The organism is Acinetobacter sp. AC1-2, from assembly GCF_016124155.1.
GTDB lineage: Bacteria > Pseudomonadota > Gammaproteobacteria > Pseudomonadales > Moraxellaceae > Acinetobacter > Acinetobacter calcoaceticus.
In genome coordinates this window covers 705803-721889 of the sequence record NZ_JABFFO010000001.1, presented here as the reverse complement: position 1 = coordinate 721889, position 16087 = coordinate 705803, and the positions used below count along the sequence as shown (strand labels likewise).

Sequence of the window (16087 nt, the reverse complement as noted above, 5' to 3'; positions counted from 1 at the left end):
TATTTAAGCCCTATTTTCTTTTCTTTGTCGACTTGAAACCAACTGTCGGGACTACCCTAGCTTTCTACCAGAAATTTTGTTAACTTGATTTCGTTACATATTCAAGATGTGATTTTCTCCCAACACTTTTCAACATCGTGTTTATGAAATTCAATTCATGCATGTGGCTTTACCAATATTTTTTAAGGGGAATCATAATGGAAATCTCACATCGAGAAATTTATGCACTTGTAGACATTAATAATTGTTATGTCAGTTGTGAGCGACTATTTAATCCCAAACTTATTGGTTTGCCTGTTGTGGTACTTTCTAACAATGATGGATGCGTTGTATCACGCAGTGAAGAAGCAAAAAACATGGGTATAAAGATGGGAATCCCATGGTATCAAATTGAAGAAGAAGCTCTCCAAGCAGGCGTACACGTCTATTCAAGCAACTACACTTTATATGCCGAGATGTCTCGTCGCTTTTTTTCGGTTCTTGGGGAGTTTTTCTCATCCGATGATTTAGAGGCTTACTCTATTGATGAATGCTTTATCCACCTTACCCCTTACCTCCAATCTCTAGATATCCATTCTTATTGTGGCAAAGTCTTAGAAACGCTAGAGGAATGGTTAAGCTTACCTTGTTGTATTGGCATCGGATATTCAAAAACTCAGGCCAAGTTAGCCAACCACTATGCCAAAAAAATTAAAAGTTTTAATGGAATTTGTAATTTCACTACTTTAGATCCTCTAATTCTTGAAGACCTCATGCAACAAACTTCTGTTAAAGAAGTCTGGGGAATTGGCTACCAATTGGTCAAACAACTACGAAGCTATGAAATTTGTTCATGCCTAGACTTAACTTTTGCCAATGAATACCATCTAGCCAAAGCTTTTTCTGTGGTTATGGCACGTACCATTCGTGAGCTAAAAGGCCAATCCTGCATTCAACTTGATGATCCTGCCATCCTAACAAAACGAATTTTAGCATCACGAAGTTTCGCTCAAGCTTTATCCAGCATTGAGATTATTAAACAAGCGCTTATCTTCCATCTCAATCGTGCTCATCGGCGTTTAATGAAACAAGAACAACTCTGTGCCTGCATTCAAGTCATGCTTTATGAAAAAACAGATAAACCACCTTATAAAAAAGCGTCATCTCAAGCCATTGGCTTAAATTATGCAACAGATGATCTATGCATATTAACCAAAGCAGCAATGCAACAAATTGATGTTTTATATAAAGAAAACAAAAGATACATTAAGATTGGAGTTCTATTTTGTGGTTTGCACTCCCGTCAACATCACATTGATGATTTATGGCAACCTCTTGAGTTGATCCAGCAAAGACAACAACTAATGAAAACACTAAGTACAGTCCGTAATCGATTCGGTAGTCACTATTTACAAGTGGGCTATCATTCGCGTAGCCCATCTTGGCATATGAAACAATGTCACCGTTCAAAAAACTATCTAACCCGATGGAATGAGCTACTCGTAATTGAAGAGAACTCTACAGCCGTTACACAAAATACATGAACTGTTTTTGTCAATTCAGTTTAAAATAAGCTTCATTAAATTACTTGAAATTTTGTCATTTTTTAACATTGCTAAATCATCGCAAAATTTACAATATATAAGCCGAATTTGGCGTACCATTTCTGCGACAATTAAAACAAATTATAAAAAAATTGTAGAAACATATGCCATAATAAGCAAACTTTGCAGACATCTTGCAAAGAATATTTGCAACTTTAGAGCTGGAGCAATCTGAATGAGTTCGACCATTTTGGTGATTCATGGACCGAATTTGAATTTGCTGGGAAAACGCGAACCAGAAGTATATGGTCATCTTACCTTAGGTGATATTAACCAACAACTTATTACCCAAGCTCAACGCGCATCAATTACATTAGATACTTTCCAGAGCAACTGGGAAGGTGCCATTGTTGACCGTATTCATCAGGCACAAACTGAAGGCGTAAAACTTATTATTATTAACCCTGCCGCCCTCACTCATACTTCTGTTGCTCTACGCGATGCTCTACTTGGCGTTGCCATTCCATTTATTGAAGTACATTTGTCGAATGTTCATGCACGAGAAGCATTCCGACACCATTCTTATTTATCTGATAAAGCAATTGGCGTGATTTGTGGTCTAGGTGCAAAAGGCTATAGTTTTGCACTCGATTACGCCATTGAAAAAATTCAACCATCTAACCCAAACTAGTTTAGGAATAGTCGCCCATGGATATCCGCAAAATTAAGAAACTCATCGATTTAATGATTGAGTCTGACTTGCAAGCGATTGAAGTTAAAGAAGGTGATCAATCAATCGCTTTAACTCGTCGTAGTCCAGTCGTTGCTGCGGCTGGTGTAGCACTTCCGGCAGCTCCTGTTGCAGAAGCACCAGTTGCAAAAACACCACGTGGAGCAGTTGAACCTTCTCCAATGGTTGGCGTGTTCTACGCTGCTCCAAGCCCAGGCGAAGCACCATTTGTTAAAGTAGGTCAAACTGTATCTGCTGGTGAAACTTTGGGTATTATTGAAGCAATGAAAATCATGAACCCAATTGAAGCAACTCAAAGTGGCGTGGTTGAAGAAATTTTAGTGAAAAATGGTGATGTTATCCAATTCGGTCAACCTTTATTCCGTTATCGCGCGTAATTACCTCGGGGACGTCTATGTTGCAAAAAGTTTTAATTGCAAACCGTGGTGAAATCGCTTTACGAATTACCCGGGCTTGCAAAACATTAGGAATCAAGACTGTTGGTATCTATTCAGATGCTGATAAGGATTTGATGCATTTACGTTTTGTTGATGAAGCAGTATGTATTGGTCCGGGCGCAAGTAGTGATAGCTATTTAAATATCCCGGCAATTATTACTGCTGCAGAAATTACTGGTGCTGATGCCATTCACCCTGGTTATGGTTTCCTTTCAGAAAATGCTGAGTTTGCTGAAATTGTAGAAAGTTCAGGCTTTACTTTTATTGGTCCTCGTCCAGAACATATTCGCCTCATGGGGAATAAAGTTTCTGCGATTGTTGCCATGAAAAAAGCTGGTGTACCTACTGTACCGGGTTGCGACCATGCCGTGACCATCCACAATGCCTTGGCAGAAGCTAAAGAAATCGGTTTCCCGCTTATTGTTAAAGCGGCATCTGGTGGTGGTGGACGTGGTATGCGTATTGTTGAGCGTGTAGATACACTACTTGAATCAGTTCAAGCAGCACAACGCGATGCAGAAATGTGGTTTGGTGACGATACTGTATACATGGAGCGTTTTTTACAAAAACCTCGCCATGTCGAAGTTCAAATTCTTGGTGACGGTAATGGTCATGCGATTCATTTATATGACCGCGACTGTTCATTACAACGTCGTCACCAAAAAGTGCTAGAAGAAGCGCCTGCACCAAACCTACCAGAACAAGCTCGAGCTGATATTTTAGAAGCGTGTGTTCATGCATGTCAGCTAATGCAATATCGTGGTGCTGGTACGTTTGAATTTTTATTTGAAGACGGCGAATTCTTCTTTATTGAAATGAACACTCGTGTTCAGGTAGAGCACCCTGTTACTGAAATGGTGACTGGTGTTGACATTATTGAACAACAGCTACGTATTGCAGGCGGCTTAGGACTAGAACTTCAACAAGAAGATATCAAAGTTCAAGGACATGCCATCGAATGTCGTATCAATGCAGAAGATCCAACAACTTTCTTACCTTCACCGGGTAAAATTGAAAGTTTCTATGCGCCAGGCGGTGCTGGTATTCGTTTAGACTCTCATATCTATCCAGAATATAGCATTCCACCTTACTATGACTCTATGATTGCCAAACTGATTTCTCATGGTAAAGACCGTGAAACGTCAATTGCACGTATGCGTCAAGCGTTAGATGAAATGATCCTTACAGGAATTAAAACCAATATTCCTCTGCATAAAGATCTTATTTTGCAAGATAAGAGCTTCTGCTCTCAAGCAATGGACATCCATTACCTTGAAAAACACTTGCTAAAGCAATTGGAAGAAAAGAAGAAAGCTGAAACTGCATAATAAAAAAAGCCTCTTATAAATAAGAGGCTTTTTTTATATCTATTACTTTATGGTAGTACTCTACGCAAAGTCGCAAAACACTGCTCACCCTTAGCGGTTGAACAGAAGTTAATAGTATGATCATTTTTCCACTGTACAAAATATTGAGAAACATCACCTGTCTGATCTTGTTTCTGTCCAGAACAATCTATTTTATTATTATCAAATTTAATTTGCATGACTAAAGCAGCTAACTGTTCTTTAGGATCATCGGACGGTTGATATTCATATAAGCCATATGACCATTCTTGACCACTTTTGATCACTACATCATTACCACTACGGAAATTATAATATTCCACACATTTCTTATTATTTGGAATTTCCATTCCCCATAATCCCATAATTTCAGGACGCGTAACAATACGTATAGCATTAGGATTACTTGCTGTCCGAACCGGTTGTTCGACTGGCTGCTGAGTCGCCGTTTCTGCCACAGCTAAACCAGAACAAGCCCACAATAATCCAATAATATAAATATTTTTCATAGATTTATTAATCATTAAACGCATGAACTTAAGTTAGCATATTTTTTGACAAATTCACTGGTTCATAACCATATAAAAACAATATTTTTCAACTGTAACGTGCTACAACAAGTCATCAAACAATTTTATATTTACTTGCTTTTTTCAATATAAATACCTTGTTTTTATTATTTCGAGCTTAAGCCGTTGAAGAATCGATTTGTTTAGGAAGCCACATTACAAAGCATAAGCCTAAGAGTACTACCAAGCTGGCACACATAAAGATGATTTCACCAGAAAGAATTTTCCAAAAATGTCCAGCCAGAACACTACCAAAAGCCACACCTAAACCCCACATAGTGCTGTAAAGAGCTTGTCCCCGTCCTTGCTGCCCAGCCGAGAAATTTTGAAAAATAACTCGCATCGCAATTAAGTGAAATAGACCAAAACTAAAAGCATGCAAACACTGTGCAAAAAGTTGACCAACAAAGTAATGCGAAAATAGTGCAACCAACATCCAACGTATGCTCGTCACTAACAAACACACAATCACTAAACTACGCCATGAAAAACGTTGAAAAATCTTTGGAGCAATTGAAAACATAAAAATTTCTGCACAAACACCCATAGCCCATAAAAATCCAATTTCAGTCGTACTAAAATTCAAAGATTTCAGAAAATTACTATAAAAACTATAAAAAGGCGCATGTGAAAAAAGTAAAATAAATTCAATTGTAAAAAATGCAGCTACTGTCGGGCGTTTAAGCACGGGAAGTAAAGGCTCTAACTGCTTTTGTGAGGTAGGTGCACCATCCGGTTCTCGAATTGTGAAAGACCAGATAAATGCCAATGAAGCAATAATTAATAATAAAATCGGAAGCATCGAAATAGGTACTATTTCTAGAAGTGCTCCAATAACGAAAACACCCACAATGAATCCAACAGATCCCCACTTACGGATTTTGCCGTAAAGTTTAGCTTTTTGATCACCCAACCAAAATAAAGTAACCCCTTCAAATTGAGCTAAAATAGCATTTTGAAAGAAGCTAAAAATAAGCATGAGCAAAGCAATGGATTGAAACGTATTTGGAACTATAAAAATAGCCAACCATATACATGATTCCATCCAAGTCGCCAACCGTACTAATAGCATTCGCTTACCAGATTTGTCAGCAATCCATCCCCATACTAAAGGTGCAAAAAAACGCGTTACAATGGCAATTGATGATAAAACACCAATTTCTTGATAATTAAACCCCTGATCTTGAAGATATAAATTCCAGTAAGGCATAAATGTGCCAACAATGGAATAATAAAAGAAGTAGAATCCGCCGAGTCTAGTTTGGATTGTAAGTGGTTGCATTAAGTTGCTTTATCTTGCATTTTCAAAAAGTTAATCATAATTAAAGTTGCATCCACTTGCACTGATATACTGTATTTTGCATTTCACTAGTCTACAAATTTAATTTCAAATCAATTTAAAAAAATTTGTAAACTACATACTTTTTAAGCAAAAACTACACATCAAATTACTGATCTGCGCAATTCTATCATTTTGGATAAAACTAAATTGATTTATTGTTGATAGGGATAATAAAGAGGTGCCGATGTTTATCTGAGTTAAAAACCTAAAAGTATTAATTTTCTCAAATTGTATTAGCTCATAGCATAAAAAAGCCCTCCGAAGAGAGCTCTTAAAGACGCGGGTTCAACTCCCGCCATCGCTACTGAATTATTAGCTTCTATTTAGTAAATGATAACTGTCCATTGGTGGTAAATGCCAAGGAGAAGTATCTATGCGTTTGTGTAACGCAGTCCTCTTTTTCTTTCTCAATAAATGACCAAGCCACAAAACCTCCGTCATTAACATAGTCATGTATTGCTGCGGCCATGTGCGGATTGGCTGCCAAAAGTTGCTCGTATTTGTAATGGCCCAAATTCATCAATCTTAAATGTAGCTGTTGCTTTCAGGCGAACTATGGTATAGCCCATCTCTTCAGCTACATCGTAACGATCAATAGTCCACGCCTTTGTTGCAAGCTTTCCCCTACGACCGCCAGACCATGGCCACCAGCTATAAAAATCCCCATATAACGGGGATTCTAATCAAGAAAAAATTAAAGCGACGATAATTTTGCTTTTATTAATGGCACATAGTACATAATTGTACTAACTTGCGCTGCATTAAATCCTATATCCCTCTTACCACCAGATGATCCAGTGCAAACAGTAGTCATGATATTTGTTGAAGTATTATAGGTAGCTCCGGGAGCACATACATGCTCTAAGCCAAAAGCATGTCCCATTTCATGCTCTTCAGGTGATTGAATATTGTGATTGATTCTTTGCCAGTCCAACATTACATATGGTCTATTAGAATTTCTTTTCCCATGACTATCTGCTTCATTAAAACCATTTGCTTCAGAATAACCATCATAAACATAAAAATTTAAAGCATTTTTATCTCTAACTTTAGGATCATTGCAATTATTAAACAAAGTAGCCCATCCATCTGAATCATATGGAGTAGCAGAATTAACAGTCGAAACAAATGAACATGTTGAGTTTTTTACATCATTATAAAAAGATACACTTTTGAAGCGAAACTTTACTACAGGAGATCTGTCTTCTTTTACAAAGTAATTATTTAAAATATTAACTTCTTCTTGCATTTGATTTAATGTTGCGACCATTTGAGCCGAGGGATTAGAAGTAAGAATGACAAAATGTATATCAAAAGTTTCGTAAGTCGTATCAGCATGCAAGGTAATTGGTTTACAGATAACCAATAAAAAAGCAAACAAAAACAAAAAGGCCTTCATTTCAAGTTAACCTTAAATTAAAATTAATATAAGGTTAACGATATATAAAAGCAGATTATATAAAAGCAAAAAAATAATTATCAACTTATCTATATGGTTTAGTTTAATATAATTAAATCTTTAACTATACTAATTTATTAAAAACAATTAAATACACATGCATTTAAATTATTTTTAATCTCGAGTTAATATCTTATAAATCAGCCAACTTACTAACAAACATCATAGCTTCAGGGTTAAAATAATGACATGATTTTTTTGATAACTCACCATAGATTTCAGAATATTTTATTTCTGATTCATATAGTTCTTCCTCATCCACAAACTTTTCTTTATTCTTTGCCACAGTTTTAGCAAATGAAAAAACTTCACCTTTCAAACTCGGTTTAGCCCAATAATATGTATTATTAACTTTAGCTGCTCCGGAGTTAGAAAAATCTAGAATAAATGCTTCTGTATCCTTATATATAGAAACCTTATCTCCCTGTGATTTGCTATCTTCCCACCATTCTTTAATTGTATTTTGATCATATGGATCAACATTTGGTTCTGGATATCTTTCTAAAGTTAAAACATCACTATTTTGCTCAACTGATATGAGCTGAATACATTTTGATCCTACAGGAAAGTTACTACTATATAATTTTTTATAAAATTTCAATGCAGCAAGACCATATACATCATCAAATAATGGGACCCCATTAAATCTAATTGATAAATTAGGATCAAAAGTATCAAGAACATTTTGACCTGATATATCTAAGACTTTGTACTTAGTAATCCGGTTAAATTCGCGTGTTCCATTTAAGAGTGTTGGAGAAAAAGTCCATTGATTAATAGTCGATGTATTAATTTTCCCTAAATGATCACCATACTCTTGATGTTTTTCATTGCTGCCATAAAAACCTGTATAAGTGGCATAGCTAGGTGTCAATCTTTGTTCTTTTTCATTTAAGTTAAAGAAATCCTTTTTTTCAAATAAATTGTTATCATCAATTGTTAAAGTGGACCTTATTGTTGTAATTACATACTTAAAAGGAGCCTCCTCCACTCCAGTACCTATACTTCTTTCAGCAAAATGAAAACTTGACCATTGCTCAAATACCTTAGGCTTAGACTCACTGCTATTGCCATTTGACTCATTACTATCATGGCAAGCCACTATCAGTAGACTTGAAAAAATTACTATCAATATTTTATTTTTTTTAAACATATTTAAACTCCATTAAACATCTCTTAATATATTTTTTATTTGATAAAGTCACCGAAATACGATGAACTTATGTTACTGAATCACCATAATAATTAGACTAACAAATACGCGCTAGTATTTAATTCATAGCTATAAAATTAAATACATATAAAATATTTTCTTCAAATTTGACTTTAAGATTCTCAGTGGAAGTAGTTTAAGCCAAACAGATAATCTTAAAGGAGTACTTAAAAATAAAAGCTCCGCCAATAATCGATATTTAGCGAGGCCTCTTGTGCAATAAGACGTTCGACAAATTAAAATCAACTATTAAAAAACCCACCGAAGTGGGTCATGTTTACTCTATATAATAGCTGTTTCCATCAGAACTGTTGAAAACCAAATTTAAAGTAGGGTAAATACATTCACCTTTTAACAAAATATATTCAACTTTGGGTCTCTGAACTCTAGATGAATGATTGATTTTATTAGTATTTACTTCTGTATAGTTTGCCTGCGCTCTTTTTTCTTTACCTTGGAAATCAATAATTGTAATGTCTTTTAGCATCAAAATGCTCCAATTTAATCATACATATTATGCTCAACACTATTTTTATACTATCAATATTTTGTAGGAAACGAGATTGAATTAATTTTTAAAACTTTATTAAACCCATACTTTGAAAAAATTTAGATATGTGTGCTTTATGTACCCCTACTTGAAACTTGGATAACGTAATTTCAAAATTTAAAGGATAAGACTCAACAGGTTATATATAATTGATTTTATTTATGAAATAAGTCGTCGAGATAAAGATCTTTTCTAGGACAAATCAACACACATAAGTCTTAAAACTACCGCAATGTAACGGCTTTTAAAGCGTACTATGAACTCTCCCTAGTGAAGATAAGAAGATAAAAATGTCGGGTTTTAAAAGTTTTTCTCAAAATACAACTAACCACGCCAATGTCATCAAAGCTAAAATGAATAAGCATTCTGCAGCAACACCACCTACTGAAACTCAGCCGTCACAAGTTCCTGGCACCGTAAAAGATCTGCCTGAGAATAATGAACAACCTGATCCTAATAACAAATAATTTCTTATTAACAGTGCCTTGGAAGTTGTTTTGAGGCTCTGCTACTATAAAGAATAAATTAGTGCACTGATTTATTATACTATTAACTACTTTTATCAATTTGATTTGTTTAGTTATTTAAGAAATTGCAGCCATTCATTCCAGAAAATTGATATGACTAGTCTCTCAGATATGAGGGGCTTTTTTAATTGTTTTTTTCACTTAACCTGTATTTAGCCGACTCATCTTAGATAAATTAAGCCCAGCAAAATTGGCGGGCTTAATTTTAATATCTGAATTATGAAAGGTATGGATGTTTTTGCGCCAAGTAATCATTCGCTATTTTTGTTGTCTCTGCATAGGTCAACTCCGCACACAGCCAAAATCGATATGTATTTTCACCAATAATATAGCTCTGGCGGTTGTATGTTGATTGTTTACTTGAATCTATTTCACTGGCTTCCAAGTACGTACCTTCACGGTTATTTATAACTTCACCGTCTAAATCACCACCAATGCAAATGAACATTGTACTAATCCATATAATTATAAAGATCAGCTTAACACATAAAGTAAAAGTCCCCGCCAATAATCGATATTTAGCGGGACTCTTTGTACCCAGTACCCAAATATGCTCGGCAAATTGAAATCAAATATAAAAGAACCTCCGAAGAGGGCCTTTAGTTAATCAAAGTCATATCACAACTTATCTGAGAACTCCCAAGCCTACAATTCTAACATTTTGTTTTTCAATGCAAATAACTAATTTATTAATAACCAGTTTTGCCTCTGAAAGCTTTTTTTATTGATAAGAAAGATTAAATAAAGCTAAGAGAACTGTAATTTAATTTGTACAATGTGTTAACTTGTGTAAAAATACATTTAATATTCATAAGGTATTTATTCATCAGATGTTTTTTCTTATTTTTTTAATTTGTCTTTTTCTGTTTTTACTTATTCTAAAACAACATTACCGTTAACCGTCTTTTTTTCAACTATCTTTTCTTTAAAAATTTTTCTACTTCCTTTAAATTAGAACAATTAAAAATCAAATTTATAGATAGCTCCTTTAGGTAGAGTTAAATGTGCGAATCAAACTTGGCTTAAAGCATCACATTAAAAAATCACGGATATTCACATTACCAACCCTAAAACATATTTAACATTAAATTCATAAATTTAATCAATAAGTTACTGTAACAACTATCGTATCTGAGTAATTACCAGGAGTCGTTGAAATAGTAGTACCTTGTGGAATTTTTCCATACACATTTGTGCTTTGAGCACTCCCCGATCCCGTCTTGGAAACACCTCCAGAACCTCCCACCGCTGTTACACCACCTGTAGTATCCCATACCGTACTATAAGTCGAATTCTGATATAGCTGATAGGGAATATATTGACTACTACCATTTGTCATACGTCTAAAACCTCCAGCAATACGATTATTTCCATCCCCCAAGTAAATACTGTATGGCGTTCCATTGTTACAAGTCGTATTCACCGCACCTTGCGCAGTGTAATCACGACTAGCCGAGCCAATATCATTAATATTGCCAAAATCAACATTTGATGTTGAATCTAATTGACACAAGCTAGGTACAACATAATTAGCAGTTATAGTGGCATTACCTGAATCCCACCCGCCTCCGCTATTACCTTCACAGACACTGCTAGAGCTTGCCTGCATGTCCCAAAAAAGCTGAACCGTACCAGTATATGTGCCTTTAGGATATGCAATGAGCGAACCAGTACGGGCTGGGACTTTTACATTTACAGAGTAACTAATAATATTATTTGAAGCGACCGTTCTAACCGGTCCATACCACACATTTGAAGTTTGATTTGTTGTGGAAGAACCTGCCCCCCCTACAGTTGCAGTGACTGTATAAGGTAATGAAACACTGTTATTGGTGTTTGTGGTTCCCGTAAATACGGTTTTCATACACATATAAGCTGAAATTTCAGGAGTAGTACGCCCACCAAGACAGCTAATCGTGCCAGAAAAGTTGATGTTTGCATCACTATTAATTGTGGCAGCCGTATAGGTATACGTACTATTAGTCGTTCCAGTTACCGTACAAGCCGCATGTGCAGAGCTAAAAAATGCATATAATATAAAAGACAGAACAATTGCTAAAATATACTTTATGGCCAATGAAAGCTTTTTACCCTTCATCCAAAAACTATGACTGACAGTAGTTATCGACATACATAAGGCCCCAACTTTTTAGCACTGTATTGCTTATTTTCATACGCAAAATTAACTTGGCATGAACCATGATCCAGAAGATCTACTTCAAGTTTGTTTTGTTTTAATAGATTTGGAATAAATACTTCACCGTCGTAGCCAACTACCCCATCTTGCTGTCCATTAATTCGAACGCTATAACCTGGTAATAATGCCGAATTGTTCTGATCAACAATTTTTACTAACCCTGAAATGACCTGATGAGCGCCAAAATCAATAAGACCACCTTGGCGATAACCTACGAATGCTGTTTGGTTAGTTGAAGTAACATCCCATTCTAAAGGTAAATATGATGGGTCTAGATAGATATGATGAAGCTGATAAGGTCTTAAATTTGAAATTAAGAATCGACCGGTTCGATCAGTCGCTCCTAAATTGACTCCACCATTTAGAATTTGGCTTTTTGGTCCAGCATTGGTCACGACCGCGTAGCCGTCTCCAATTTCATTAGCTGCAAAAATCCGCCCTGCTGCCGCAACCAATGATCCTGTCGCTGAAAGTGCAACTTGGTCGTTCTCCCCTATTCTGTTATATCGACCTGTCAGATAAGCAGCACGGGCACGGTAAGATGCATAGATAGATGCATTGTTTTGATTGACATCATGATCGCGTTCAACATAGCCGCCCCATCCAAATGAACCGATTTGTGGGTCATTAAATCCATTTATTTCTTGTCTATACGTTGTTTTACCACTTTCATTAGAAATACTTGTAATCGCATTGACTCTAGTAGATGGTGTATAACACAGTGCAAAGTAAATGCCATAGTCTTTGTGATTTTCATAATCTTTATACGCTGAGGTATAAAATCCCCAGTTCTTATTCAGGCTCCCACTTAAATTGGCAGACACTAACTTATAAGAATTGTCGCTAAATTTGATCTGGTTATAACCCAGATAAGCTCCATACCCCTCATAAAAATTATAGTTAATTCCTGCCCTAAAAATCTCATCTGCCAGTGCGCTGTAGCTCAAATAATTTTTGGGTTCACCATCGGTTTGATTATCTTTTAAATATCGAACTTGGGACACACGGGCAAGGTCAAAATAGTTATCGAATACTTTACGGTAACTGGTATTAAACGAAATATTCTTGCTGATACGCCCTTCTAAACCAACCAAGGCAGAATAACCGTTTTCATCTTTATATTGACTCGCTGCAATGTCAGCATTAATTACCCCAAAACCAAACAGGTTCTTGGCAAAGCCTGTGCCCAGATTTGATAGGCCATCTGTAGAAGCTTCTGCACCACCGCTTAAGGTCAATGAGTTGCTGTAGCCGTATCGGATCGCAGCCGAAGCAAAGGTGACATCGTCGTAATCATTTGAATACAACCCATAGTTATAACGTGGAACCCCAACATCTACTGAGAATTCATTGATGCCTTTTGCTAAAATTTTAGATGAAAAATAGTAAGCCTGTTTGGTAATGCTCTGCTGACCCGTCGCATCGGTGGTCACAAGCGTGACTTCATTTCCAGAAATAAACGGGAGCTGCTTAATGTCAAACGGGCCTGAAGGCACTAGTCCTGAATAAATCTTTTGTTGGTTAACGTATAAATCTAATGTCGAAGGCAATGCAGCCGAACCGGAAAATTGTGGGAGTGCCGAAGTGACAATATCTCCTCGTTGGGTGTAAGCACTCGACCACTGAAAACCAGCAAGGCGTACACTACTCCCCCAGTCAGAACTATTGGAAATAAAGTCTCCTAAGGTATATATCCTGATCTTTTCAGGGTCTACATACTGCCACTTACTTTCCAGACGCACCCACTTTTCATGGCTATAGCTATTTTCATTACTTCCGTTATATAAAATGCCTGATGAAAAGTTACCAATAGCACTGTTAAAAATCCCTTCAGCCGAACCGGAGAAAACATTCTCGTCATTGGTCATGGTGTGATACAGGCTATAGTTCAAAATGGCTGCGTTTAAAGGCTTCATTTTTAGTAAATGAGGACTGGTAATCTGCTGGCCATTTAAGTCAACTGAATAATCCGCCAACATGTTCGACGGAACTTGTAAGTTTAAAGCTTGCTCATTCTCAAGATATTTAAACTGAATTCCTTTTAGCTCATTAATACACACCCGTTGGCTATCTGGAGTGTGTTCATCCATTTTTACCCTTAAAACTTTTAAGTCACGAGCACGAATATACAGCTTTCCATCTTGATCTTGGTGTACCGAGATTAAATCTGTTGAAATATTCGAGTTAATAGAAATCTTTAAAAAAAGCTGTGTGTACGCCTTATCAGAACTGAATACCTGATGAGAAGAGTTTGTAACTTCCGGAATACTTGGTAAAGCAATATTGGTGTTATCTTGCAATGATTCAGCAAAAGCATGAATCGGCAAATACATAACACATAAGGCACTTACGAGATATTTCATGTGTGCCTCTTTAAAGAGATGTTTGCTTACCGTTAATATTCAATGAAATATTATATTTATGATCCGTTTGAAATTTAAAATCAGGGCTAATATTAAAATTTCTTGCTTTACCAGCAAGAATATAACCATTCACCGTATTTACTTTAATGGCATAGCTTTTATTTGCTGTCACATCAACAAGCGTTAAATTATTTAAAAGTGCATGTCGATTGCCAACATTGCTAATCATAAGAGAAGAAGTATTTTGCTCTTGTTGAATTGACCAAGTAAGTTTAGTAATTGCATCTTTATTTACGACAAATAGTGGCAATGACGAACGTAGTAGTACATTAATCCCTTGATCCGCTTTACGATTATCAATCGGTTTTGGTAGTTCATCAATAATAATACGGTATGTTTGCTCACCAGAAACTGGTGCTGGATTAATTCTAACTACACGTAAATTATAAGAATCATTAGGTTGTAATTTTAAAAACGGTGGACTAACCGCGATCTCATCTGTAGGTATTAATTGATCTTGCCCGGCATTTTGGCGCCATTCAAATACACGTACCTGCAAATCAGTGCTTTCATTTGACTGATTATATAAACTAATTGAGGACGCCGATTGATCATTTAATATTTCAACACTTACAGGCGAAAGACGAATTGATGCAGCGTTCAGCATACTAGGCAAAAATAACAATAAACTTGTAATAACAAAGATATTTTTTCTCATGATTTGCCCAGAACTACTTTTCTCAAATTAGGCTAGCTCTCTCAATCAAGAGCTAGCAATGACACAATAAAACTTATTAAAAATTAATAAGTCACTGTTACAGTTACAGTGTCAACATAGCTACCTGCACTTGGCAAAGTTGAGCCAGCAGGGATACGACCATAGACGTTAATTGCTTGTGGCGCACCAGTACCAGTACCACTATATGCAGTACTTGAAATACCAATTGCTGTTGCACGGTTAGTGTCAGAGAAGAGGTTGTAAGGAATAAATTCGTTGCTTGTTGCGCCACCAATCATACGACGTTGAGTTGTTTGAGCATTTTTGCCGGCATCAAAAGCCAAAGTCCATGGCACAGTGTTGTTACATAAAACTTTGATGGCCGTACCACCTGTCGTTGTAGTATCTGCATCGACGTTGCTAGCAAGAGAACTTAAAGTACCAAAATCTAAAACTGCATTAGCTGTTGTACCAGTAGCTGAAGTATTCAATACACAACTATTTGTAATTGTTGCTTTAACAGTCAAGGTGCCTGTTGCTGTTGCAGCATTTGCTGCAGTGATAGACATTAAACCCATAGCAATTGCTGGTAAACAAATGAGAGACTTTTTCATGGTAAAAAACCTTTTTATACATTACGCCAATAAAATTAATAGATGTAAAAACTAGCCTTCCCCATCACAATCACTAGCTTTTCTGACTGTTTTTTCAAAGCGTTATTTTTTTACTCTACTGACCGCGCATAATACAAAAAAACAACAAAAACACTAACATAAATTTCATTCTAAATATCAATTAATAATTCAACTTCTGATGAATTTCTCAATTAGAAAAATTTTTATGGTTTATCACACTTTTTATATCAATTTTCGATACTTGCATTTAGCTTTTATTAGTTTTACTAAAAAATGATAGCTTTTCATTAGTTAAAATTTACCATCACTTTTAGTCTTTTATAATTTTTTAACCATTGGTCAAAAAAAACAAGAACAAAAAGTAAGCTACTGATTGTTCTATATATTTTAAATGAATAAGAAAATGATATTTTATGAATAAGAAATCTAAGTAACTTATAACAGTTCTAGGATTTTT

At 35.8% G+C, this 16087-nt stretch carries 15 protein-coding genes and 1 pseudogene; 5 read left to right on the top strand and 11 right to left on the bottom strand.

From position 1 onward, the window contains the following. The first annotated feature begins 197 nt into the window (after positions 1–197). The 4 genes from HL290_RS03335 (at position 198) to accC (ending at position 4039) form a co-directional block, all read left to right on the top strand. The gene (locus HL290_RS03335; protein ID WP_198495589.1) at positions 198–1523 is read left to right on the top strand and encodes a Y-family DNA polymerase; all 1326 of its coding nucleotides are present in this window, start codon (positions 198–200) and stop codon (positions 1521–1523) included. 235 nt (positions 1524–1758) lie between these two features. Then, positions 1759–2214, top strand: coding sequence for a type II 3-dehydroquinate dehydratase (gene aroQ / locus HL290_RS03330; RefSeq protein WP_003652261.1), 456 nt, complete (start codon positions 1759–1761; stop codon positions 2212–2214). A gap of 17 nt (positions 2215–2231) precedes the next feature. Continuing rightward, positions 2232–2651, top strand: a complete 420-nt coding sequence (locus tag HL290_RS03325) for an acetyl-CoA carboxylase biotin carboxyl carrier protein (RefSeq protein ID WP_003652263.1) — start codon at positions 2232–2234, stop codon at positions 2649–2651. A 17-nt stretch (positions 2652–2668) separates the two neighbouring features. Next, a complete protein-coding gene (accC, locus tag HL290_RS03320; protein WP_003652264.1) occupies positions 2669–4039 on the top strand; it encodes an acetyl-CoA carboxylase biotin carboxylase subunit in 1371 nt (456 codons plus the stop codon). 47 nt (positions 4040–4086) lie between these two features. Here accC and HL290_RS03315 read toward each other — a convergent pair whose 3' ends face one another. The 6 genes and pseudogenes from HL290_RS03315 to HL290_RS03295 form a co-directional block, all read right to left on the bottom strand. Continuing rightward, entirely contained in the window at positions 4087–4590 is a 504-nt protein-coding gene (locus HL290_RS03315; RefSeq protein WP_198495588.1) for a hypothetical protein, read from the bottom strand. Between the two features lie 154 nt (positions 4591–4744). Then, positions 4745–5908, bottom strand: coding sequence for an MFS transporter (locus tag HL290_RS03310; protein ID WP_198495587.1), 1164 nt, complete (start codon positions 5906–5908; stop codon positions 4745–4747). 509 nt (positions 5909–6417) lie between these two features. Beyond that, positions 6418–6612 (bottom strand): annotated as a pseudogene (locus HL290_RS18580) (hypothetical protein); the annotation flags it as partial. 50 nt (positions 6613–6662) lie between these two features. After that, positions 6663–7367: a hypothetical protein gene (locus HL290_RS03305; protein WP_198495586.1), complete on the bottom strand. Its 705-nt coding sequence runs from the start codon at positions 7365–7367 to the stop codon at positions 6663–6665. Between the two features lie 193 nt (positions 7368–7560). After that, the gene (locus HL290_RS03300) at positions 7561–8580 is read right to left on the bottom strand and encodes a hypothetical protein (protein ID WP_198495585.1); all 1020 of its coding nucleotides are present in this window, start codon (positions 8578–8580) and stop codon (positions 7561–7563) included. Between the two features lie 337 nt (positions 8581–8917). Continuing rightward, positions 8918–9127, bottom strand: coding sequence for a hypothetical protein (locus HL290_RS03295; protein WP_004643165.1), 210 nt, complete (start codon positions 9125–9127; stop codon positions 8918–8920). 353 nt (positions 9128–9480) lie between these two features. On the opposite strand from HL290_RS03295, the gene HL290_RS03290 reads away from it, so the two are divergent. Continuing rightward, a complete protein-coding gene (locus HL290_RS03290; protein WP_004643166.1) occupies positions 9481–9657 on the top strand; it encodes a hypothetical protein in 177 nt (58 codons plus the stop codon). Between the two features lie 277 nt (positions 9658–9934). Here HL290_RS03290 and HL290_RS03285 read toward each other — a convergent pair whose 3' ends face one another. The 5 genes from HL290_RS03285 to HL290_RS03265 all read right to left on the bottom strand — a co-directional run bounded on the left by HL290_RS03285 (position 9935) and on the right by HL290_RS03265 (position 15609). Then, the gene (locus tag HL290_RS03285) at positions 9935–10165 is read right to left on the bottom strand and encodes a hypothetical protein (protein WP_005046549.1); all 231 of its coding nucleotides are present in this window, start codon (positions 10163–10165) and stop codon (positions 9935–9937) included. A gap of 654 nt (positions 10166–10819) precedes the next feature. Then, positions 10820–11815, bottom strand: coding sequence for a spore coat U domain-containing protein (locus HL290_RS03280; protein WP_413784445.1), 996 nt, complete (start codon positions 11813–11815; stop codon positions 10820–10822). Between the two features lie 23 nt (positions 11816–11838). Further along, positions 11839–14247: a fimbria/pilus outer membrane usher protein gene (locus tag HL290_RS03275; protein ID WP_227602248.1), complete on the bottom strand. Its 2409-nt coding sequence runs from the start codon at positions 14245–14247 to the stop codon at positions 11839–11841. Positions 14248–14287: 40 nt separating this feature from the next. Next, positions 14288–14995: a molecular chaperone gene (locus HL290_RS03270; protein ID WP_151745455.1), complete on the bottom strand. Its 708-nt coding sequence runs from the start codon at positions 14993–14995 to the stop codon at positions 14288–14290. A gap of 83 nt (positions 14996–15078) precedes the next feature. Further along, a complete protein-coding gene (locus tag HL290_RS03265; protein ID WP_198495582.1) occupies positions 15079–15609 on the bottom strand; it encodes a spore coat U domain-containing protein in 531 nt (176 codons plus the stop codon). Between the last annotated feature and the right edge of the window lie 478 nt (positions 15610–16087).

Coding starts and splice junctions, on each gene's coding strand:
- HL290_RS03335 (WP_198495589.1), top strand. CDS start 198: ATGGAAATCTCACATCGAGAAATTTATGCACTTGTAGACATTAATAAT.
- aroQ (WP_003652261.1), top strand. CDS start 1,759: ATGAGTTCGACCATTTTGGTGATTCATGGACCGAATTTGAATTTGCTG.
- HL290_RS03325 (WP_003652263.1), top strand. CDS start 2,232: ATGGATATCCGCAAAATTAAGAAACTCATCGATTTAATGATTGAGTCT.
- accC (WP_003652264.1), top strand. CDS start 2,669: ATGTTGCAAAAAGTTTTAATTGCAAACCGTGGTGAAATCGCTTTACGA.
- HL290_RS03315 (WP_198495588.1), bottom strand. CDS start 4,590: ATGCGTTTAATGATTAATAAATCTATGAAAAATATTTATATTATTGGA.
- HL290_RS03310 (WP_198495587.1), bottom strand. CDS start 5,908: ATGCAACCACTTACAATCCAAACTAGACTCGGCGGATTCTACTTCTTT.
- HL290_RS03305 (WP_198495586.1), bottom strand. CDS start 7,367: ATGAAGGCCTTTTTGTTTTTGTTTGCTTTTTTATTGGTTATCTGTAAA.
- HL290_RS03300 (WP_198495585.1), bottom strand. CDS start 8,580: ATGTTTAAAAAAAATAAAATATTGATAGTAATTTTTTCAAGTCTACTG.
- HL290_RS03295 (WP_004643165.1), bottom strand. CDS start 9,127: ATGCTAAAAGACATTACAATTATTGATTTCCAAGGTAAAGAAAAAAGA.
- HL290_RS03290 (WP_004643166.1), top strand. CDS start 9,481: ATGTCGGGTTTTAAAAGTTTTTCTCAAAATACAACTAACCACGCCAAT.
- HL290_RS03285 (WP_005046549.1), bottom strand. CDS start 10,165: ATGTTCATTTGCATTGGTGGTGATTTAGACGGTGAAGTTATAAATAAC.
- HL290_RS03280 (WP_413784445.1), bottom strand. CDS start 11,815: ATGAAGGGTAAAAAGCTTTCATTGGCCATAAAGTATATTTTAGCAATT.
- HL290_RS03275 (WP_227602248.1), bottom strand. CDS start 14,247: ATGTATTTGCCGATTCATGCTTTTGCTGAATCATTGCAAGATAACACC.
- HL290_RS03270 (WP_151745455.1), bottom strand. CDS start 14,995: ATGAGAAAAAATATCTTTGTTATTACAAGTTTATTGTTATTTTTGCCT.
- HL290_RS03265 (WP_198495582.1), bottom strand. CDS start 15,609: ATGAAAAAGTCTCTCATTTGTTTACCAGCAATTGCTATGGGTTTAATG.